The organism is Psychrobacillus sp. FSL H8-0483, from assembly GCF_038637725.1.
In the GTDB taxonomy this organism is placed as follows: domain Bacteria; phylum Bacillota; class Bacilli; order Bacillales_A; family Planococcaceae; genus Psychrobacillus.
This window is the reverse complement of sequence record NZ_CP152052.1, coordinates 3,788,400-3,808,759: the sequence shown is the minus strand read 5'-3', so window position 1 is coordinate 3,808,759 and position 20,360 is coordinate 3,788,400. Positions and strand designations below refer to the sequence as shown.

Here is a 20,360-nt window from a genome sequence, read left to right as displayed (position 1 = left end):
ATTGTAAGTTAACCAAAAAATAAGGTACTATGAATGAAAAATGAAAGTAGGGGAAACAAATGTCTGAAATTCATCCGATATTAAAAAAACTTCAATGGAAAGAAACGGGAAAAGCTGTACTTGTTTTGAATGCTCCATCGTCATATGAGGAGACTACTACTACTTTTGAGGGAAGAGTTGACAAAGAAGTTGTAGAGGAAAAGTATGGGTTTGTTCAAGTATTCGGAACTTCCAATGAAGAAGTTTCAACACTTTCAAAATCAGTTGTGAATGTTTTAGAAGAAGATGGCATTTTGTGGTTATGCTATCCCAAAAAGTCCTCAAAAGCTTACAAAGGATCAGACTGTAGCAGAGATACAGTTGCAAAATTACTTGCAAATGAAGGATTTGAACCAGTTCGAAATGTAGCAATTGATGAGGACTGGTCTGCCCTTCGATTTAGAAAAGTGGAAAACATCAAAAAGATGGTTAGAAAATTTGCTCATACAGAAGCAGGAAAAAAGCGCACGAATGATCAATGAAGCGTTAAAGTAATTACGGATTGTTTGAGAAACAAACTGGATGCTATGTCAGTATCTCCTCATTTACTTGTGAACAATATAAAGTTTGATTTACATATAGGATTCAGGAACTCATTAAAAATATCGAGTTATTGTTTCTAAATCAAGATGTACATTTTGTTTTATTTCGCTGAAATGTGGGAATCCTTATATTTATGAAGGAGGAATTCTTATGACGAAATACGACAAATTAAAAGATACGTTACAAAAGCGTTTAGATGAATTGGAACATAGTATAGAGAATGATGAAGAGTTTGAAACAACCGAGTTATCCAACTACGATAATCATCCTGCAGATAATGCAACCGATTTAGCGGATAAACATACACGACTAGCATTACGAAAACATTCTGAAGATGAGATAGAAGATATTAAAGATGCTTTAACAGCAATGGATAATGGGACATACGGCAAATGTACGGAATGTGGGGCAGAAATTCCTATAGCTAGATTAGAAGCTGTGCCGAGTACATTAACTTGTGTAGAACATGCACACCAAGAGGTAGACGAGTCGATTCGCCCAGTGGAAGAATCTATTTTAAATTCAACGACGGATCAACCAGTGGAAAATGAAGATTCTAGGCTTCGCGATTATTCAAACAGCTTCGAAATTTTAGAAGAAGTTGGTTCTTCTGATACACCTTCAGATAAACAGTAATTTGGATGTCCTTTAAGTTATTTTTGACTTTTAGGACGTCTTTTTTGATGTGGCACTATTAACCCACATTGCTGTTATTTGGTGGAATTCGCTTGCTTTTCACGGGCGAACCGACAAGCCTCCGCATCAAGAATTCTCGATAAGGTGTGTTATCACAATTTTAATAAGCAATTTACTGGGTACTTTTGGTTAATCAACACGTGTGTGTGCTAAAACACAACAGTAAAATGTAACAGCGCCTTTCATATAAGATAAGAATCAACAAATGATTCGTTCTGTAGTAAACTGGAAGAAAGGGGGATTCATATGGCTGCAATTGTTTTGTTTGACGGAGAATGTAATTTTTGCGATGCAAGTGTCCAGTTTATTATTGCAAGAGATCCACTTGGGTATTTTCATTTCGCAGCTTTGCAAAGTGAAATAGGGGAAGAGCTTCAAAAGAAGCATCAAATACCCGCAAATTTTGATGGCGTTTTGGTCATTGAAAACAATACAGTATATCATTCCTCTGATGCAGCATTGTACATTTGTAAGCATTTAAAAGGAATGTGGAAGGTTTTTTATATCTTCAAGATTGTCCCAAAGACATTCCGAAATGCCTTATATAAAATTTTTGCTAATAATAGATACAAGTGGTTTGGGAAAAAAGATAGCTGTATGATTCCATCACCAGAAGTCCGAAATCGATTTTTGTAAGAATCAAATGACTATTTTGTTTAGATTCCAATAAATCTCATTAAGCCAAAGCACAATCCAAGCATTTTGGAAGTAGTGAAATAAAAAAATCCCATGTCACTAAGTAAGCGACAGGGATTAGTTCTTATTTAAAAAATGCTTTATCGATGTTATATTTTGCTTTTAAAGTATTAATTGCATATGTTTCATAAATTTCACGATCCATTGCTTCTTCCACGATACTTACGCTGATTTTGTAAACTTCATCACGATGTTTAATCATCGGTGAAACATTGTCTTCAAAATGCTTTTTAATACGTTGTCTAATTTTACGTGCTTTTCCTACGAACAATAGCTCATCATTTTTGTTGAAAAACATAAAGATGCCGCCTTTATCACGTGGGATTTGGTGGAAGTCAATAAATCCATAAATTGATGGGATTTCAAGGTCACCTTCGTTGCGTACTTGTTCACGTTGGGTAATGGTTACAGTTGGTTTTGGTAATTCAATTTTAATCAATTCGCTCACGTCCTCTTATTGTCTATCCTGTAGTCTACCATATTTGTGGATTAATATCTATTCAGAAGAAAATTGTTGGAAAGCAGGATTTCACATATGAAATAACGAAATATAACTTATAATCTAAATGGAGGAATTAACATGATAAGAAAACTGGAAGACTTTTTAACGAACTGGAAACACGAAAGTGACTCTACATTTAAAATTTTTAATACATTAACAGATGAATCATTAAAACAAAAAGTATATGAAGAAGGTAGAACATTAGGGAAACTTGCGTGGCATCTAGTTGTTACTATCGATGAAATGATTGGAAAAACAGGATTACAATTCTCTGCAACTCCTCATGACGCACCTCAACCAGCAACTGCTCAAGAAATGGCAGAAGCTTATAAAGAGTCTAGTAATGCGATGGTTCAAGCAATAAAGGAACAATGGACGGACGAAACACTTCTAGAAGAAAAAGATATGTATGGTCAAACGTGGACGGTTGCAAATATTCTACACATTCTAACATCCCATCAAACACACCATAGAGGACAGATAACTGTACTTATGCGTCAAGCAGGATTAAATGTTCCAGGAATGTATGGACCGTCGAGAGAAGAATGGTTGGCTTTTTCTGGAGAAGCACCTGAATAATGTTTAAGATTGAACCGGACACTCTTTGATAAGAGTACCGGTTTTATTTGAGGAGGACAAAAATTTGAAAGTATATGATTTGCATTGTGATGTACTGTACAAATTAGCTAGAGCAGAGTCTCCATTATCTTTTACGAATTCTTCTTTGTTACAAGCAAATAAAATTGCTTTAGAGGCAGGAGAAGTGGCTCTTCAATTGTTTGCAGTGTTTGTTTCGGAGGGCTTTCCGAAAGAAAAGCTATTTCTAGAGGCTATGCGTCAGATCGAGTTTTTTCATACAGAGATTATAGGGAAGCATGAAAATGTTGTTGCGATTTACGAGTGGGAACAGCTTGAAACATTAAAAGAGGGACAAATTGGAGCTGTATTATCTTTAGAAGGTTTAGATATGATTGACGGAGATATGCTAAGGCTTAAGTTTTTATTAGCTCATGGCGTAAAATTAGTGGGGCTAACATGGAATGGAGCAAATGAGGTGGCAGATGGTGCTTCGGAGATTTCTGGTACTGGCTTAACCTCTTTTGGAGAAGAAGTAGTAGAGTTTTTGAACGAACAAAACATTATTATTGATGTCTCTCATTTGAGTGAAAAGTCTTTTTGGGATGTGCTGCCAAAAGCAAAGTGGTTGATGGCAAGCCATTCGAATGCACGTGCAATATGTGATTCATCAAGAAATTTAACGGATAAACAAATAAAAGCATTAATCGAAAAAGATTCCCCTATTCATGTCGTGTACTATCCACAGTTTATTAACCATTTTAAAAAGCCTGTAGAAATTCAAGACTTAGTGGAGCATATTGATCATATCACTTCTCTTGGGGGGAAACATCTGATAGGATTGGGTTCAGACTTTGATGGAATCGGAGAGTTTATCACAGGACTTGAGGATGCTTCTAAAACGCAAAATTTAGTGAAGCAGCTAATAAAGACCTATTCTACGAAAGAAGTAGAAGGATTTACAGCGCAAAATTTTGGACGATTTGTAAAGCGAATTAGCAAGGAGGAACAAAATTGAGTGGCTTACCAGAATGGTTTTTTGCAGTTGCGATTGCAGTAGTTATTTGCTTCATCATTGTTTCTGAATGGTGGACTCGAAGAGGGTAGAGAGTATGGTATACTAGACAAATGAAAAACAACGTAAAGAAAGAGGAATCACATGCTAACATTTGAAGAAAAAGAAGCAATTATTCAAGAATTTCCAGAGTTAACTCGTAAAGAAGTATCCCTGAAACGAGTGAATTACCATTATGAAAAGAGTTTATATGAAAAAACAACGGTGATTTATCATCTTCATCCAAATGGGAACGGGTTTGTATATGTTGGAGATCTTCCACAATATGAAGAAGCCGATGACAAAGGGCTTTTGAATATCCGTGAAGCTTCTGCTGATGAATTAAGAAAATTGATTAAAGACTCCATTGCTTATTTAGCTACAGAGGAAGAAGAACTTGTAGATGAAGAGATTGAAGAAGAGTGGAAAAACAAAGAAGATTCGAAGTTAACATTATTACAAGAGGATACGTTATGGAATATCTATCATGGCTACAACCTAGAAGAAAGCTTTGGTTCATATGATGAAGCAAAGGCATATCTATTAGCAGAAGGTTTCCGCCGAGTTGGTATAAGATAAGGAGGTTCCAGTATGAGAGGGAAATACACTGTAGGAATAATTTTAGCAGTTCTCTTCATTGCTATTGGATCCACGTTTTATTTTATTATGCAGTTTTTCGAAGACAATCCAACCCAAGCTCAGCCGACTGGCTACATTACAGGTCTTATTGTAGATATGGAAGATAACGGAAGTATTTTAGTCGTGAGTGATTTGACGGTAGAGGAAGCAAAAGACCTTTCAGTCCAAGAAGCAATTGACACTGGAAAAGATGCAACTTGGTTTTCATTGACGATGGATCAACGGAATAAGTTAGAGCTTTATGATGAAGTGAAAGTAGGGTATGAATCACTTGCAGAGTCTTATCCAATGCAAGGGTCAGCAAAAACGCTTGAAAAACTAAATGAATAATAGTAAAGGAACCGAAATAACGGGATAACTCATTCTTGTTACTTCGGTTCTTTTCATTTATGCGCTGTTAAACGATCATGTTGTTATGGACGAAAACCTACTTGCTTTCCGCAGGAGTCTTGCGGATCTTCGTCACAAAATATATTCTTCTAAAAACAACAGCCTAATTTAACAGAGCCTACATTTAATCTATGAATACTTCTATTATTTGTGTAACGTAAGAACTAGTTAGATTTTTTTGGAGTAATAGGCGTTAGATTGTTGTTAAGAGCGTAAAACCATGTTACTCTGTTCCAAGCATGTTAGTTTTTTGAATAGGAGTAGTTATATGACAAGTGATCAAAGAAAGAAATTGTTTATACTGATGATCAATATGTTTATTGCAGTGGCGAGTTTTGGGATTATCATTCCAATTCTGCCTGCTTATCTAAAATCAATTGGGCAAGGCGGGACTGCTGCCGGGCTTATGATAGCGATATTTGCTGGAGCCCAGCTAGTAATGTCACCAATTGGAGGGAAGTGGGCAGATAAATACGGAAGAAGAATCATGATTATTGCAGGTCTAAGTGGGCTCGCCTTATCTATGTTTGTTTTTTATCTCTCCGATACGGTCAGTATTTTATATATATCACGTGTAATAGGTGGTGTTGGAGCAGCATTATTAATTCCCGCTATCTTTGCTTATGTAGCAGATATTACGACAATGGACCAACGTGCAAAAGGAAATAGTTATATTTCTGCTTCGATGTCACTTGGTATTGTTATTGGTCCTGGAATAGGTGGATTTTTAGCAGAGTACGGATTGAAAATGCCGCTCCTTATTTCGGCCATTGTAGGAGTTGCGGCTGTAATCTTTTCGACTTTCTTACTAAAGGAAAGTAAACCGGAAGACAGTCTAGTTACTGAAACTAAACCAGAGCCAATGGTAAAAGAGATCGTTCAATCATTTAAAAAGCCATATTTTATCCCGCTAGTGATTACATTAGTGATGAGTTTTGGTTTAATGGCATATGAATCGGTTCTTGGACTGTTTGTAGATAATCAATTTGGAGCGTCTCCACAAGACATCGCTTTGATGGTTACAGCTACTGGAATTGTCAGTGTAATTGTGCAGCTATTTGCTGTTGATTGGGCTGTTCGTCGATTCGGCGAAGCAAATGTATTAAGAATATTTTTAGGTATCACAGCTTTTGGATTTTTACTTTCCATTTTAGCTTCTAGCTATACATTTTTCTTTGCTATTACAATGATTATCTTCCTATCCACTTCTATTTTACGCCCTGTGCTTACGACGCTAATATCGAAGTTAGCAGGGAAGGAACAAGGATTTGCCATGGGAATGAATAATGCGTATATGAGTATTGGAAATGTATTAGGTCCATTACTTGCTGGACTATTATATGATGTGCATATTATTTATCCGTTTATTTTAGGATTAATTGTCCTGGTTATTACGATGATTGGATCGATAATGTGGAAGGGTACGAAGAATATAATATAAAAAATGGGGTTGCTTATAAAAGTCGGTGTACATTGATTTTTGTGAACAGCCCTTTATTTATTCGTCACATTTTTATCACATTTTTCTGAATGTTATACTGGTGTCTTAAAAATACGAAAAGTTATAATAGAAGTATGAATTAAGAAGGGAGAATTTATGATGGTATACCGTAAAACGCGTGTAGCCAATTTAGCTATTGCTTTTCTTCTTCTAGTACTTGTAACTAATTTTCTTTTGTATCAATCAAGCGTTCCAGACTTTTTATCTCTTCAAGTAACAAGTAGTGCTGCGATTGGCTCCCTAATAGACTTAGCAATTATAGCACCACTCCTCTTTTATGCTGCATTTAAAATCTCTATTAAACAAACGATCGGACTAATGGTCGCTTGGTTAGTAATTGCTCGGTTCTTAATTCCGTCCGAATTGTTTGCACCTTTTGCAGGAATCCTTTATGCAGGAATTGCAGTGGAGGTTTTACTGGTACTAGCAGAACTTGGGTTGTTATTTTTAGTCATTTGGAAAGTCCCGCTAATTCGAAAACAAATGACAGAAATGAATGAGGGCGCTATATACAGTCTGCTACCTACCGTAGAAAAAGTAGTAACGAAAAATATTTTTATTCGAATTGTCATGTCCGAATTTCTAATGATGTATTATGCATTTTTTACTTGGAAAAAGAAAGCACCGAGCCACGCTGGTGTAGTAACCATGCATGTAAAGACTAGTGCTGTAGCGTTCAACATAATGCTAATCCACGCAATTGTAATTGAAACAATTGGTCTTCATTGGTGGCTGCATGAAAAATCAATCGTCCTATCAATTATTCTACTTATATTTAATATATACTCGGTCTTTTTCTTTCTAGCAGGTATTCAAATTACTAGACTGCACCCATTAGAAATAAAGAATGGAAAACTCTACATTACCCAGGGTCTTACAGCTCGAATGGTTGTTCCACTCAACATGTTGAAAGAAGTAGAGTGGGGGGCGGCACTTCCAAGTAAAGATACACTACAATTTATGTACCGAGATTTTGAAGATGTAGTACCACAAGCGATTATCCATCTACATGAACCAATAGAAGCAACGATATTCATGGGAATGAAAAAAAGCGTAACAGAATTTGCTATTCGTGTGGATGAACCTCAGAAACTGAAAGAACTTCTTGCAAATAGTTGAGTCCTCTTTAATTGACCTAGAAAATGATTCACGTTATAATTATCTCAAATTCAAGATAATTAAAAGGGAGTTTTAACATGAAGCATGTTTTCTATAAAGGCCAAGATTCAACACGACCAACATTATTGCTTTTACATGGCACAGGTGGGAATGAGCATGATTTAGTAGGATTGGGTAAAGAAATAGACGGAGCAGCGAATATTTTAAGTGTTTGCGGAAACGTATTAGAGAACGGAATGCCACGTTTCTTTAAACGTCTGGCTGAAGGTGTATTTGATATGGAAGATTTGAAGTTCCGGACAGAGGAATTGAAAAATTTCATTGATGAAGCGGCAGAGAATTATGAGTTTGATCGCGATAATGTAGTAGCCATTGGTTATTCTAACGGTGCAAATATTGCTGGAAATCTTTTATTCGAATATGAGCATGTGTTAAAAGGTGCGATTTTACATCACCCAATGGTTCCGAGACGTGGTGTGGAAATCCCTGCACTTTCAGGGTCTCCTGTATTCATTGGAGCTGGGAAAAATGATTTCATGTGCCCTGCTGCAGAATCTGAGGAATTGCGTGATTTACTACAAAACGCTGGAGCAGAGGTAGAGTTGTTTTGGCATGCGTTCGGTCATCAGTTAACGCAAGATGAAGTGCAAGCAGCAAAAGACTGGTACAAAACGAAATTTTGATAATTGGGATATCCAATAAGTCGAGGAATCGCTGACTTATTGGATATTTTTTGATATCGGATGATAAACTCGCAAAATCGGATAATAAATAGGAATAATCGGATAAAAAGGGATGATAATCGGATGATTTCCTCGACGTGAATAACAAAACAGCCAAGCAGAATATCATTTCTACTTGGCTGTTCTCTATTTAATGCCATTTACTAGCTTTATATGGTCCTTTTCTAAATGGCAACCACCAATTCCATTTGCCGAGTAGCTTCATTAGACTCGGAACTAATAACAATCGAATAATGGATGCATCAATAGCAACTGCAATAGCGATGCCAATACCAATTTGCTTCACGGGCATCACATCTGTAAACGCAAAAGCCCCTGTAATCACAATCATAATCAACGCTGCTGAAGTAATGATCTTACTTGTAGAGGTAAGTCCATCAATCGTTGCGGCCGTATTATCTAGATGCTTCGAATATTCTTCTTGAATACGTGATATTAAGAACACCTCATAGTCCATACTTAATCCGAATACTAAGCTAAATACAATGACCGGTATGATCAACGCAATTGTCGTTTCCTCTATTCCAAAATGTCCATATTGAAAAATGTACACAAGTATACCAAAAGTAGAAGCAAGCCCAATCACATTCATCAGAATGGCCTTCAAAGGTATTAAAATGGAACGGAACGCAATCATTAGAATAACGAAAGTGGAGCCCAAAATGATTGCTAACAATAAGCCTACTTTATTAAAGATTTCATCGAAAATTTCTTGATTAAATTTCGGTTGACCACCAACCAAGATCTCGACACCTACATCTTTTCCCGACCATTCCCGAGCCCAATCCTGTGCTTCAGTAGAAGAACCATTTAAATTAAGTGTCACTGGAACAAGCAATTTATCTCCCTGCACAAACGATTCCATTAAAGGTGTTAGCTGAGCTTTTACTTCAGGAACTTGCATGCTCTGCTCCCATTGTTCGACAGAAGAAATTTTACTGGCAGTAAAAATGCTGTTAACCGTGTCCACATCTTTATCTGCTAATAACTGTACCTCTAATTTTTTTATTTCTTCTAGGCCTTCTGTATTGTCCCAACCTTCTTTTCGTTCCGCGATAATATATACAGTCGATTTTTCGCCTAACCCAAACTCTTTGTCCATTAATTCATACGCTTGACGAGAATCGTACGTAATTGGTAATGAATCTACTTGCGGAATAGCTAGTTCCATATCTTTAATAGGAATAATCCCAATTCCTAAAATAATAAGTGCCACAACAATTAATGTCACAGGTCGTTTCATCACAAATGCGGCAAAATTCCGCCATCTAGTAGTACCACCTGGTTTTACGCGTAGAATAGTCCATTTATTAATACGATCTTTCAATATAAGCAGGATGGATGGCAATAACGTGATAGACGCTAGCACAGCCATGAATACGACAAGCATACCACCTAGTGCAATGTTTTGGAAAATCTCCACTTTCATGACAAGCATGGCACCTAGTCCGATAAATACACAAATTGCAGAGAAAATAATAGAACGTCCTGCAGTTTGGATAGCTGTTGAAACAGCATCGTGTACGGATTGCTTCAAAAGCTCTTCTTTATAACGGTTGATCAGAAGTAGGGCAAAATCGATACTTAGTGCAAGGCCAAGCATGGGAACAATATTCATGACGAATATGGATAAATCCATCGTACTACTAAACAATGTCATCATTCCAAATGTAGAGACAACTGTTACAATTCCCACTAGTAGGGGAACAAAAGCAGCTACCACACTTCCAAAAGCAAGTAAAAGTACAATAACTGCAATGGGTAAACCGATTGTCTCAGCATTTACTAGATCTTTTTGACTTGCGCTATTAATGTCTTTATTAATTGCAGCACCGCCAGTTAATATGACTCCTTTTTCGTTATCAATTGTTTCACGTAATGTATCTACAACACCTGGCATATCCTTTGTATCGGCATTAAAATGCAACATGGCGTATGCTATATGATCTTTATATAGAGAAGGATCATCCAAAGGGGATTGAATGGATTCGGCAATATTTAGTCGCTCAATGTTTGCTAAAGTCTTTTCTATTGTGTCATCTGTTGTTTGGTCAAACACTACGAATAATGTTTCAGCTGGGAGATCAAATGTGTCTGTTAGCTCTGCCATCACTTGTTGATGCTCGCCATCTACTTTAAAACCGTCCCCTTCCAATAAACTAGGTAAACGAATAGCAAAAACGGCTAAAACAATGAACAATATTAGCCAAGCAAGAAGTATTGCTTTATAATAACGCAACACTATATTAGATAAAAACTTCACGATATTCCTCCTTAAGTGAACCTATTTATATTGTAATGCAAAAAGGAGTTAACATACTAATATAATGCTAGAATGGAATCATGATAAAAGTGGGGGGAATACACAATGAAAATAACGGCACCTAAACTATCCAGCTCTTTAATGGAACTAAATATTAGTGAGGCACTTCTAGAAGACAATTTCGTTTCTGGAGGAATCGTGACATCTTTACATTTAGACGCAGAACAAGAGGATAAAATTATGTTTGACCAAATACATTTTCAAAATATTTCAATGGAAGGGGTTCGTTTTCATCAAGTTGAATTTATTGATTGTTTGTTTGAAAAATGTGATTTGTCTAACGTAGATTTTGGAGATGCTGTGTTTCACCGAGTAGAAATCCGTGGGTCAAAGTTGTTAGGTACAAATATTTCTCAAAGTAGACTAACAGAGGTGAAAATAGAAGACTCTGTTGCAAATTATGTAAATATGAGCTTTTCTAAACTCAAAAAAGTAGCGTTTAAACAAGTAACATTAAATCGTTCTGATTTCATCGAAGCTACTTTTGACAAAGTCAGTTTGGAAAAGTGTGAGCTAGATGGCGCAAACTTCACCGAAACCCCTTTAAAAGGAATAGATTTAAGCACCAACACATATGAGCAAATCACGGTTTCTCTGGACCAACTCACAGACTGTAAAGTATCTACCGAGCAAGCGATTGGCTTTGCAAAATCTTTAGGATTAATCATAGAATAATAAAACCCCTTGTCCAAAAGACAAGGGGTTTGCTATTTAAAAGAATAAGTTAAGTACTTGGAAGATGACTCCTGCAACTAAAGCAGAAATTGGTAAAGTAATAATCCATGTTATCACGATTTTTTTAGCTACTCCCCATTTCACACCTTTCACACGTTGTGCTGATCCAACCCCCATAATTGCGGAAGAAATAACATGTGTAGTGGAAACTGGTAAATGAATGGTTGTAGCACCAAAAATAATCATGGCAGATGATAAATCCGCTGCAGCTCCGTTGATAGGACGAATCTTCATGATTTTACCGCCAACTGTTTTAATGATTTTATAACCGCCAATGGAAGTACCTAGTCCCATTGCAGTTGCAGCAGCAATACGAACCCATAACTGAATGTCGTCAGTAGCTTGCAGTTGTGCTGCAATTAACGCCATTGTGATAATTCCCATGGCCTTTTGTGCGTCGTTTGTACCGTGAGTAAATGATTGGAGTGCCGCAGTACCAATCTGGAATATTCTAAAGCGCTTATTTGTTCCGTATAAGCTACCGTTTTTAAAGACTATCTTAAATAGAGACATCATTAAGAATCCGACAGCAAATGCTAAAAATGGAGAGATGATTAGCGCTTGAATTATTTTAATGAATCCTTCCCAGTTTAATACGGAAAAACCAGCAGCAGATACAGCAGCACCGGCAATAGATCCGATTAGTGTATGTGAAGAACTGGAAGGAATTCCATAATACCAAGTGGCTAAGTTCCAAATAATAGCGGAAAGAAGGGCAGCTAGAATAATAAGCGTTCCATTTTGTAATGTAAAGGGATCAACAATATCCTTTGTAATAGTTTTAGCAACTCCAGTAAAAGTTAGAGCCCCTACAAAGTTCATAATTGCAGCCATTAATACAGCAACTCTTGGTTTTAAAGCTCTTGTAGATACAGAAGTAGCAATTGCATTAGCCGTATCATGAAACCCATTGATAAAGTCAAATACAAGGGCAAAAATTACTACTAGAATCGTTAGAATTAGAATAGAATCCATAATTACGAACTCCTATGCATTTCGCATGATAATTGTTTCAAGCGTATTGGCTACGTTTTGACAATAATCTGCGATGTCTTCTAATTGTTCATATATGTCTTTAAATTGAATAATTCGAATTGGGTCTTTTTCGTTTAAAAATAATTGCTTGATAGATGAACGAAGAACTTCATCACATTTACGTTCATATTCTTTAATTAGAATGGAATGTTCATGCATTTTTAGAAGTTTTTTCTGTGAAAGAAGTACCATTGCCTTCACGATTTCATCTGTGCTCTTTACGATATATCCCAAGAATGTGCGCATTGATTCATCAATTTCGATTAGCGAGAACATTTCTAAATGAGCAGTAAAATTGTCGATGCCATCTAAGATATCATCCATGCGAATTGCTAATTGAAGTATATCTTCCCGTTCGATTGGTGTCATAAAAGATTTATTTAACATAACGATTAATTCATGAATTAATGAATCTCCCGCCGTTTCATAATTTTTTAAATGAACACTAATTTCCTTTAAATCTGAAACAGTATTAATACGGAAGTCATCTGCATAATGAGCGCCATCACGTACGTTTTCTGCAATTTTTAATAAGGACAAGAAAAATGGATCTGGTTTTTTTGAACTAATCATAAAAGCCTCCTGGACTCTGAGAAATGTTTTTCATCGTTTTTCCTCAAATAGCATAACAAAAAAAATACAAAATCTACACACTTTTTACTCTAAAATTACGAAATTTACAATCCTGTAACATTTAATCCTAAAATAAGGATAGAAATTAACTAATTTAGGTAGAATTATGTCGATATTTATCGAAAATTGAAACAACAATGTCGTTTTTAATAGAAAAACCTTCAATTATCTAAAAAAACAAAAAATATGAAACTTTCTAACTGATTATCCGTATATATAGGTAGATGCAAAATAAGGGGTAAAGGGGTGAGAAAAATCGAGCAAATCTTTTTGTATGGATTAATAGTCATTGGGTTAATTACAATTTTATATGTGTTGTTTGCGGATGCAATAGAAGGAATAGATACAGGGATATTAAATCCGACAACAATTCTTTCCTTCTTATTATTTATATGTGCCTCCGGTTTTATACTTCTTAAGTCAACAAATTGGAATGAACAAATAGTGATTATAGTAGCACTTATTACTTCCAGTCTATTAACATTTTTACTATATTTCTTTGTACTTGTTCCAATGGCTTCGGCAGAAGTTTCGACAGCATACACAAATGAGTCGCTACAAGGCCAAGTTGGAAGAGTGATTGTCCCAATACCTACAAATGGTTTTGGAGAAATTGTGATTGAGACAGTGAATGGACTTATTTCAAAAAGAGCTGCTGGTTACGATAATGAAGAAATTGACTATGACAAGCAAGTTCTGATTATTGATATCAATAATGGCACTTTTTTAGTGAAAGAATATGTACCTTTAACATAAATTATAGGGGGTTTGACCATGGAAATGGAAATGTGGATCGTTATTGGAATTGTAGCATTTGTTTTAATAGCTATATTAGCGGTATATGTAACTAAATACAGAACAGTGGGACCAGATGAGGCACTTATCGTTACTGGTAGTTACTTGGGGTCGAATAATGTACATACTGACGACTCAGGAAACCGTATTAAAATTATTCGGGGTGGAGGTACTTTTGTATTTCCGGTATTTCAACAAGGAGAACCACTTAGCCTTTTATCTAGTAAATTAGAAGTTACTACTCCAGAAGTGTATACCGAGCAAGGTGTCCCGGTAATGGCAGACGGAACGGCGATTATTAAAATCGGCGGCTCTATTTCCGAAATTGCCACTGCAGCAGAGCAATTTTTAGGAAAGTCCAAGCAAGACCGGGAGAACGAAGCGAAAGAAGTATTAGAAGGTCACCTACGTTCGATTTTAGGATCTATGACAGTAGAAGAGATTTATAAAAATCGAGATAAATTCTCTCAGGAAGTACAACGTGTAGCTTCTCAAGACTTGGCTAAAATGGGATTAATCATCGTTTCCTTTACAATTAAGGATGTTCGTGATAAAAACGGATACTTAGATTCACTAGGAAAGCCGAGAATCGCACAAGTAAAACGTGATGCAGACATTGCAACAGCAGAATCAGAAAAAGAAACACGTATTAAACGTGCAGAAGCTTCTAAAGACGCACAACGAGCGGAAATTGAGCGAGCAACTGAAATTGCAGAAGCAGAAAAGGACAATCAGTTGAAGGTTGCTGAATATCGCCGGGAGTCTGATATCGCCAAAGCACGTGCTGACCAAGCATATGAACTGGAAACTGCACGCTCGAAGCAAGAAGTAATGGAACAAGAAATGCAAATTCGAATTATTGAACGTCAAAAGCAAATTGAACTGGAAGAAAAAGAGATATTACGTCGTGAAAAGCAATACGATTCCGAAGTGAAGAAAAAAGCGGATGCAGATCGTTATGCAATCGAACAAAATGCAGCAGCGGCGAAGTCTCGTGAAATTGCCGAAGCAGACGCAGAAAAGTATCGAATTGAAGCAAAAGCAAAGGCTGATGCAGAAAAAGTACGTTTAGATGGACTGGCAAAAGCGGATGCTCAGAGAGCGCAAGGGGAATCAGAAGCTGAAATTATACGCCTAAAAGGTCTGGCGGAAGCGGAAGCAAAACGTAAAATTGCAGAAGCATTTGAACTGTACGGTCAAGCTGCAGTATTAGACATGGTTGTTCGTATGCTTCCTGAGTATGCAAAACAAATTGCAAGTCCACTTTCCAATATCGACAAAATTACAGTGGTGGATACTGGAGGAGGAGAAGGTGGAGGAGCAAACAAAGTAACCTCGTATGCAACAAATCTGATGTCTACTTTACAGGAAACGCTAAAAGCATCTTCAGGAATTGATGTCAAAGAAATGCTTGAAAACTACTCAGGGAAAGGGAATATTCGTCCGAGCATTGAGCAATTAACAGAGGAAGTAAGAAAAGGTATCAGCGTACCATAAATAAACATATGAAAAAAGGTAGCCAAATTAATTCATTTGGGCTACCTTTTTAGGTTTAATTGTAATTACCTTAAGGATTGTATAATATAAGAATATTATGTGAAATGCATTTGAAATGCATGGAGGACAATTGATGCTTACAAAAGAACAGGTACAGGACATAAAGAAAAAGCACTATTTACCTAGAGTTGTGACAGATCAAACGATAACTTCTTATATTGGAAGTGCAAATAATATTTCTTATTCTCTTTATACATTGCTTCCTAAAAGTACTTCATGGATTTATTATAATCCAAATGATTACATAGATTATTGTGAACGTTATACGATTCTCAGTGGGACATTACAAGTTGACTGGCCGAGTGGCAAGGATGTCCTATATCCAGGTGATTACATTGATGCAAAAGTATATAATGCTTTATTGACCTGTTATGCAAAAGAAGAAGTGGAGATATTACTAGAAATGACAACTCCCTTTTTTGAGCGAGATTTTACTGAGCGGGAAATTATTCATCTTGATGCAAAGAAAATTCAAGAAGTAGATGGTTACACATATCATCATTGCTCACGAATTAGAGATTACTCGATTGGACTATGGAAAAGAATGAAGCCACAAGGTGAAGGAGTTTCTACCTTAAGTACTGGCTCCTATTTTCATGACATTGGCAAGCTTGCAATTCCAATTGATATATTAAATAAAGAAGGAAAACTTTCAGAAGATGAATGGAAAATCATTAAAATGCATACAACTTTAGGTGCTGAAATGATGCGAAATCATGAAATTGAAAAAATTCGTCACGCCGCTTTTATTGTAGAAGAGCATCATGAACGGTATGATGGAAAAGGATATCCATATGGACTAAAGGGGGAAGAAATTTCATTAGAAGCTTCCATTGTTTCTGTTGTAGACGCTTTTGATGCGATGACAACTAATCGCGTGTATCGAAGTGCAATGAAGATTGAAAATGCTATCCAAGAAATAAAAGGTGGAAGAGGCACTCAATTCAATCCGAAAATAGTGGATGAGTTTTTGAAAATGCTAGAAGAACAAAATAACGAGTGGTATTAATAAATTTGCTGGCAAAGCCAGAAAATAAATAAAAAGGAGCAAGGAAATATGTCGTATCGTATTGAGCATGATTCTATGGGAGAAATTAAAGTTCCACAAGATAGTCTTTGGGGAGCGCAGACACAAAGATCAAAAGAAAACTTTAAAATCGGAAAAGAAAAAATGCCAATTGGCGTAGTACATGGACTTGCTCTATTAAAAAAATCTGCAGCAATTGTTAGTCATTCTCTTGGCAATCTATCTGAAGCAAAAAAAGATGCAATCTTCGCCGCAGCGGATGAAATTTTAGCAGGTAAGTTAGATGCACACTTCCCGCTAGTCGTTTGGCAAACTGGTAGTGGTACACAATCCAATATGAATGTAAATGAAGTAATCGCACATCGTGGCAATCAAATCCTTGATGAAAAAGGAAGTGAAGAGCGTCTTCATCCAAACGATGATGTAAATAAATCACAAAGCTCAAATGATACATTTCCAACAGCACTTCATATTGCAGGAGTACTTGCAGTAGAAAAGCAACTATTACCAGCAATCGATGTGCTAAAGGGAACGCTTGGAAGTAAATCGGAACAATTCATGGATATCGTGAAAATCGGTCGTACGCATTTGCAAGATGCAACACCTCTTTCACTTGGACAAGAGTTTAGCGGATGGCATAGAATGCTTGAAAAATCGGCAAAGATGATTTCGCAAAGTGTGCAAGACATGAAGGAACTTGCAATTGGTGGGACGGCAGTTGGAACAGGCCTGAATGCGCCAAAAGGTTTTGGTGATTTAGTTGCAGCTGAGATTTCTAATGCATTAGGGATTGAATTTACTTCAGCTAAAAACAAGTTCCATTCCTTAACAAGCTATGACGACGTCGTGTACGTTCATGGAGCAGTAAAGGCACTTGCCGCAGATCTAATGAAGATCGCAAATGATGTTCGTTTACTTGCAAGTGGTCCACGTTCCGGTATAGGAGAAATCTCGATTCCAGAAAACGAACCAGGAAGTTCTATCATGCCAGGTAAAGTGAACCCAACACAAAGTGAGGCAATGACAATGGTCGTAGCTCAAGTGATGGGGAATGATACAACGATTAGTTTTGCAGCAAGCCAAGGGAATTATCAATTGAATGTATTTAAACCAGTAATCATTCATAATTTCCTTCAGTCTGTTGGTTTACTAAGTGATGCGATTATCAGCTTTAATAATAACTGTGCTATTGGAATTGAACCAAATCTAGAAACAATTAAACATCATGTGAACAACTCGCTAATGCTCGTAACTGCATTAAATCCATTTATTGGATATGAAAATGCAGCGAAGATTGCAAAACATGCACATAAAAATGGAACAACATTGAAGGAAGCAGCTGTCTCACTAGATTTACTAACTGCTGAAAAGTTCGATGAAATCGTACGACCAGAGAAAATGATCTAATTCGAAAAGGAAGTATATAAATGAAAAAATTAATATTTATATTGGTAAGTGCTTTACTTGTACTTTCTGCATGTGGAAAAGAAGCTACAAAAGAAAATCACGAAGGACAAAATGACCATACTGAACATATAGAAAATGGGGACATACAAGAGACAACAGCATCAGCAGATGTATTGCCAACATTTTTAGACAATCAATCCGAGGATATGAAACTTGTCTACCAAGTATCTGCAAAAGCACATGATGTGCTGAAATGGATGCCTTGTTATTGTGGTTGCGGAGATAGTGCTGGGCATATGAGTAACTTTAACTGCTTCGTTCAAGAGATTAAAGAGAATGGTGAAGTTGTTTGGGATGACCACGGAACACGCTGCGCAGCTTGTTTAGAAACTGCTGTTATGGCAATCAACATGACACAACAAGGCAAGTCCCTTGAAGAAGTTCGCAATGCTATTGATGAAGCATTTAAAGAAGGCTATGCAGCACCAACAGATACGCCAATGCCGTCATAAAAAAGTCATCCTACATTTCCCTGTAGGATGACTTTTTTATGGGGCTGTCCAATAAGCCCGTAAATTGAAGCAGGTGTAGAAAAAGGAGTCTTTTTCTACACTTGTTTTTTGTAGGCAATTGATTGTAGTGGAAGACGGCGACTCCCTTTTTTATGGGAGAATAAGCCTGAAGGCAAGATAGCATGAACGCGACAAATAACCCGTTCAAAACGACATTTCAACAAAAAGAAGCCCTTTGACTTCAAACGTCAAAGGGAAATAACTTATTTTATATAATAATCACTAATTAAATGAGACTTAATCACTTCGGTTGGAATCTCAAATGTAACGACGCCCATATAACCAGGAGCGACTTCGTATTTATCAAAAGAAATTGTCAGCTTGTGATCTTTTGTAATAGAGAAAGTTTGATCTGGACGGATAGCTTCGAATTCGAAACCTATTTCTTCCTTATCATCGATCCAATATGTTTTATCAGAATCATTTGCCATTTGTTTTGCCATTTCATCTTTTAAATAAGTAGAGATAGCTTCGATATACGAATCATCTTTAAACAAGCTAGGCAATGTAATTAAAATTTCATTTTTCTTATCAATCGTATCTGTACGCATTGTAGTAGAAGATGACCCAACTGTATTTACATTATAACGACTAATGGAAAGGATATTGTCTGTATCTGTAACAATTTCATACGTAGATGCTACACCTACATGCCCTCCACCTGCTTCTTTCATTTCTTTCATTTCTTGTTGGAAGCTTTCATAGAGCGCTTCGTTTTCTGTAATATACTTTTCGTTTAGCATTTGTTCTAATTCTTTATTTTCAAGTCCAGTTACATTAGGTGTTTTTAAGTTTGCGTTGTAGTATTCTTCCTCAACGTTTATTTCTTGTATTGTCACAACTTGAACAATTGAATCAAGCACCGGTACAGTAGAGAGTGATTGTGCTAGTGCAGGACTTACATTCACACTTGCAATAAATAGGGATGATGCAGCTGCCACACCGATTCCCCATTGTTTAAATGGTGCATTTTTTTTCTGTTTTCTTCTTGCCTCTTGAATAGACTTTTCTACTACACTTTGTAACTCACTTGGAATTTCAATATCATCATATTGTTTTTTTGCGTGTTTTAACCTCTTCATGCCTCCACCTTCTCTTCCATTTTTATTCGCAGTTTTCGAAGCGCTGCGTATAATCTCGTTTTAATCGTATTGGTGTTCTCGTTTTGAATTTCAGCAATTTCCTCGATTTTTAAATCCTCGAAATAACGTAGGACAATAATGGTTTTATAAGGCTCTTTCAATTGATCGATTGCCTCATATAAGTCATAGTCTCTTTCAACATCTCTTTGTTCTGGCATGAACGAATGAAGTACATCATCGTCCATTGCTTGCATGCGTCCATGCTTTTTGATGAAATCTAATGAAGTATTAATGACTATTCGATAAAGCCAAGTTTTCAAATAACCGATTTCATTTAATTGATCAATGGACTTCAATGATTTAAAAATACTCTCTTGTACAATATCGAGTGCGTTTTCTTTATTTTTCACATAGCTGTATGCAAGTCGATATAATGTATTTTGATTTTCAATTATATAGTTTTCAACTAGTTGATATTTTTCCTTTTTAGTCATGACATGGGTATGCTCCTTTTTTCTGTACCGTACCGCGATTACGTAACACTTATTTGACGGACAGTCTTCGTGGAAAGTTTGCATAAATAAAAATATTATTTTGCTATGTTAGTTTCTTAAGAAATTCTTCATTTTTATCCTTCCAAAATGTTAAGAAACAATGGTTACACTATGAAAGTAGCAAAACGGAAGGAGAAAACAA

Annotated in this window: 22 protein-coding genes; 16 read left to right on the top strand and 6 right to left on the bottom strand. The window is 36.4% G+C overall.

Translation table 11 applies throughout. The annotated features are described in order from the left end of the window. The first annotated feature begins 59 nt into the window (after positions 1 to 59). The 3 genes from MHB48_RS18600 to MHB48_RS18590 all read left to right on the top strand — a co-directional run bounded on the left by MHB48_RS18600 (position 60) and on the right by MHB48_RS18590 (position 1,914). Entirely contained in the window at positions 60 to 521 is a 462-nt protein-coding gene (locus tag MHB48_RS18600; RefSeq protein ID WP_342599340.1) for a DUF3052 domain-containing protein, read from the top strand. A gap of 211 nt (positions 522 to 732) precedes the next feature. Next, positions 733 to 1,218, top strand: a complete 486-nt coding sequence (locus MHB48_RS18595; RefSeq protein WP_342599339.1) for a TraR/DksA C4-type zinc finger protein — start codon at positions 733 to 735, stop codon at positions 1,216 to 1,218. Positions 1,219 to 1,524: 306 nt separating this feature from the next. Beyond that, entirely contained in the window at positions 1,525 to 1,914 is a 390-nt protein-coding gene (locus MHB48_RS18590) for a DCC1-like thiol-disulfide oxidoreductase family protein (RefSeq protein WP_342599338.1), read from the top strand. Between the two features lie 124 nt (positions 1,915 to 2,038). Here the strand turns inward: MHB48_RS18590 and MHB48_RS18585 are convergent, their stop codons facing one another. Further along, positions 2,039 to 2,413, bottom strand: coding sequence for a nucleotide excision repair endonuclease (locus tag MHB48_RS18585; RefSeq protein ID WP_342599337.1), 375 nt, complete (start codon positions 2,411 to 2,413; stop codon positions 2,039 to 2,041). A gap of 141 nt (positions 2,414 to 2,554) precedes the next feature. Between MHB48_RS18585 and MHB48_RS18580 the strand changes: the two genes are divergently transcribed. The 7 genes from MHB48_RS18580 (at position 2,555) to MHB48_RS18550 (ending at position 8,438) form a co-directional block, all read left to right on the top strand. After that, positions 2,555 to 3,055, top strand: coding sequence for a DinB family protein (locus MHB48_RS18580; protein ID WP_342599336.1), 501 nt, complete (start codon positions 2,555 to 2,557; stop codon positions 3,053 to 3,055). Between the two features lie 64 nt (positions 3,056 to 3,119). Continuing rightward, a complete protein-coding gene (locus MHB48_RS18575) occupies positions 3,120 to 4,070 on the top strand; it encodes a dipeptidase (protein ID WP_342599335.1) in 951 nt (316 codons plus the stop codon). Positions 4,071 to 4,211: 141 nt separating this feature from the next. After that, positions 4,212 to 4,685 (top strand): hypothetical protein, encoded by a 474-nt coding sequence (locus tag MHB48_RS18570; RefSeq protein ID WP_342599334.1) that lies wholly within the window; start codon positions 4,212 to 4,214, stop codon positions 4,683 to 4,685. A 12-nt stretch (positions 4,686 to 4,697) separates the two neighbouring features. Then, positions 4,698 to 5,075 carry a DUF3221 domain-containing protein gene (locus MHB48_RS18565; RefSeq protein WP_342599333.1) on the top strand — a complete coding sequence of 126 codons (378 nt, stop codon included), beginning with the start codon at positions 4,698 to 4,700 and terminating at the stop codon, positions 5,073 to 5,075. A 328-nt stretch (positions 5,076 to 5,403) separates the two neighbouring features. Beyond that, positions 5,404 to 6,576: an MFS transporter gene (locus MHB48_RS18560; protein ID WP_342599332.1), complete on the top strand. Its 1,173-nt coding sequence runs from the start codon at positions 5,404 to 5,406 to the stop codon at positions 6,574 to 6,576. Positions 6,577 to 6,732: 156 nt separating this feature from the next. Further along, entirely contained in the window at positions 6,733 to 7,755 is a 1,023-nt protein-coding gene (locus MHB48_RS18555; protein WP_342599331.1) for a beta-carotene 15,15'-monooxygenase, read from the top strand. A 77-nt stretch (positions 7,756 to 7,832) separates the two neighbouring features. Beyond that, positions 7,833 to 8,438, top strand: coding sequence for an alpha/beta hydrolase (locus MHB48_RS18550; protein ID WP_342599330.1), 606 nt, complete (start codon positions 7,833 to 7,835; stop codon positions 8,436 to 8,438). Positions 8,439 to 8,628: 190 nt separating this feature from the next. Here the strand turns inward: MHB48_RS18550 and MHB48_RS18545 are convergent, their stop codons facing one another. Further along, the gene (locus MHB48_RS18545; protein ID WP_342599329.1) at positions 8,629 to 10,761 is read right to left on the bottom strand and encodes an MMPL family transporter; all 2,133 of its coding nucleotides are present in this window, start codon (positions 10,759 to 10,761) and stop codon (positions 8,629 to 8,631) included. Positions 10,762 to 10,866: 105 nt separating this feature from the next. Here MHB48_RS18545 and MHB48_RS18540 point away from each other — a divergent pair, with 105 nt between their 5' ends. Continuing rightward, entirely contained in the window at positions 10,867 to 11,496 is a 630-nt protein-coding gene (locus MHB48_RS18540) for a pentapeptide repeat-containing protein (RefSeq protein ID WP_342599328.1), read from the top strand. 36 nt (positions 11,497 to 11,532) lie between these two features. On the opposite strand, the gene MHB48_RS18535 is transcribed toward MHB48_RS18540, so the two are convergent. Together MHB48_RS18535 and MHB48_RS18530 are read right to left on the bottom strand one after the other, a co-directional pair. Beyond that, complete coding sequence (locus MHB48_RS18535; protein WP_342599327.1) at positions 11,533 to 12,531, bottom strand: inorganic phosphate transporter; 999 nt, start codon at positions 12,529 to 12,531, stop codon at positions 11,533 to 11,535. 12 nt (positions 12,532 to 12,543) lie between these two features. Beyond that, positions 12,544 to 13,164: a DUF47 family protein gene (locus MHB48_RS18530; protein ID WP_340924202.1), complete on the bottom strand. Its 621-nt coding sequence runs from the start codon at positions 13,162 to 13,164 to the stop codon at positions 12,544 to 12,546. A gap of 306 nt (positions 13,165 to 13,470) precedes the next feature. On the opposite strand from MHB48_RS18530, the gene MHB48_RS18525 reads away from it, so the two are divergent. The 5 genes from MHB48_RS18525 to MHB48_RS18505 all read left to right on the top strand — a co-directional run bounded on the left by MHB48_RS18525 (position 13,471) and on the right by MHB48_RS18505 (position 18,522). Next, positions 13,471 to 13,980: a hypothetical protein gene (locus MHB48_RS18525; protein ID WP_342599326.1), complete on the top strand. Its 510-nt coding sequence runs from the start codon at positions 13,471 to 13,473 to the stop codon at positions 13,978 to 13,980. An 18-nt stretch (positions 13,981 to 13,998) separates the two neighbouring features. Next, positions 13,999 to 15,516 (top strand): flotillin family protein, encoded by a 1,518-nt coding sequence (locus MHB48_RS18520; RefSeq protein WP_342599325.1) that lies wholly within the window; start codon positions 13,999 to 14,001, stop codon positions 15,514 to 15,516. Positions 15,517 to 15,649: 133 nt separating this feature from the next. Then, on the top strand, positions 15,650 to 16,585 hold the full coding sequence (locus tag MHB48_RS18515; RefSeq protein WP_342599324.1) for an HD domain-containing phosphohydrolase: 936 nt from the start codon (positions 15,650 to 15,652) through the stop codon (positions 16,583 to 16,585). Positions 16,586 to 16,633: 48 nt separating this feature from the next. Further along, entirely contained in the window at positions 16,634 to 18,010 is a 1,377-nt protein-coding gene (gene fumC, locus MHB48_RS18510) for a class II fumarate hydratase (RefSeq protein ID WP_342599323.1), read from the top strand. Between the two features lie 20 nt (positions 18,011 to 18,030). Beyond that, positions 18,031 to 18,522 (top strand): PCYCGC motif-containing (lipo)protein, encoded by a 492-nt coding sequence (locus MHB48_RS18505; protein WP_342599322.1) that lies wholly within the window; start codon positions 18,031 to 18,033, stop codon positions 18,520 to 18,522. A gap of 263 nt (positions 18,523 to 18,785) precedes the next feature. Here the strand turns inward: MHB48_RS18505 and MHB48_RS18500 are convergent, their stop codons facing one another. Both MHB48_RS18500 and MHB48_RS18495 read right to left on the bottom strand, forming a co-directional pair. Further along, positions 18,786 to 19,664 carry a DUF3298 domain-containing protein gene (locus tag MHB48_RS18500; RefSeq protein WP_342599321.1) on the bottom strand — a complete coding sequence of 293 codons (879 nt, stop codon included), beginning with the start codon at positions 19,662 to 19,664 and terminating at the stop codon, positions 18,786 to 18,788. Further along, positions 19,661 to 20,158: a sigma-70 family RNA polymerase sigma factor gene (locus MHB48_RS18495; RefSeq protein WP_342599320.1), complete on the bottom strand. Its 498-nt coding sequence runs from the start codon at positions 20,156 to 20,158 to the stop codon at positions 19,661 to 19,663. The genes MHB48_RS18500 and MHB48_RS18495 overlap by 4 nt, the downstream gene beginning before the upstream one ends. Positions 20,159 to 20,360 lie beyond the last annotated feature (202 nt).

Bases quoted from the DNA above. Each gene is read 5' to 3' on its own strand.
- MHB48_RS18505 (WP_342599322.1), top strand. From the start codon at position 18,031: ATGAAAAAATTAATATTTATATTGGTAAGTGCTTTACTTGTACTTTCT.
- MHB48_RS18560 (WP_342599332.1), top strand. From the start codon at position 5,404: ATGACAAGTGATCAAAGAAAGAAATTGTTTATACTGATGATCAATATG.
- MHB48_RS18495 (WP_342599320.1), bottom strand. From the start codon at position 20,158: ATGACTAAAAAGGAAAAATATCAACTAGTTGAAAACTATATAATTGAA.
- MHB48_RS18595 (WP_342599339.1), top strand. From the start codon at position 733: ATGACGAAATACGACAAATTAAAAGATACGTTACAAAAGCGTTTAGAT.
- MHB48_RS18590 (WP_342599338.1), top strand. From the start codon at position 1,525: ATGGCTGCAATTGTTTTGTTTGACGGAGAATGTAATTTTTGCGATGCA.
- MHB48_RS18500 (WP_342599321.1), bottom strand. From the start codon at position 19,664: ATGAAGAGGTTAAAACACGCAAAAAAACAATATGATGATATTGAAATT.
- MHB48_RS18600 (WP_342599340.1), top strand. From the start codon at position 60: ATGTCTGAAATTCATCCGATATTAAAAAAACTTCAATGGAAAGAAACG.
- MHB48_RS18570 (WP_342599334.1), top strand. From the start codon at position 4,212: ATGCTAACATTTGAAGAAAAAGAAGCAATTATTCAAGAATTTCCAGAG.
- MHB48_RS18580 (WP_342599336.1), top strand. From the start codon at position 2,555: ATGATAAGAAAACTGGAAGACTTTTTAACGAACTGGAAACACGAAAGT.
- MHB48_RS18530 (WP_340924202.1), bottom strand. From the start codon at position 13,164: ATGATTAGTTCAAAAAAACCAGATCCATTTTTCTTGTCCTTATTAAAA.
- fumC (WP_342599323.1), top strand. From the start codon at position 16,634: ATGTCGTATCGTATTGAGCATGATTCTATGGGAGAAATTAAAGTTCCA.
- MHB48_RS18520 (WP_342599325.1), top strand. From the start codon at position 13,999: ATGGAAATGGAAATGTGGATCGTTATTGGAATTGTAGCATTTGTTTTA.
- MHB48_RS18555 (WP_342599331.1), top strand. From the start codon at position 6,733: ATGATGGTATACCGTAAAACGCGTGTAGCCAATTTAGCTATTGCTTTT.
- MHB48_RS18565 (WP_342599333.1), top strand. From the start codon at position 4,698: ATGAGAGGGAAATACACTGTAGGAATAATTTTAGCAGTTCTCTTCATT.
- MHB48_RS18535 (WP_342599327.1), bottom strand. From the start codon at position 12,531: ATGGATTCTATTCTAATTCTAACGATTCTAGTAGTAATTTTTGCCCTT.
- MHB48_RS18540 (WP_342599328.1), top strand. From the start codon at position 10,867: ATGAAAATAACGGCACCTAAACTATCCAGCTCTTTAATGGAACTAAAT.
- MHB48_RS18550 (WP_342599330.1), top strand. From the start codon at position 7,833: ATGAAGCATGTTTTCTATAAAGGCCAAGATTCAACACGACCAACATTA.
- MHB48_RS18515 (WP_342599324.1), top strand. From the start codon at position 15,650: ATGCTTACAAAAGAACAGGTACAGGACATAAAGAAAAAGCACTATTTA.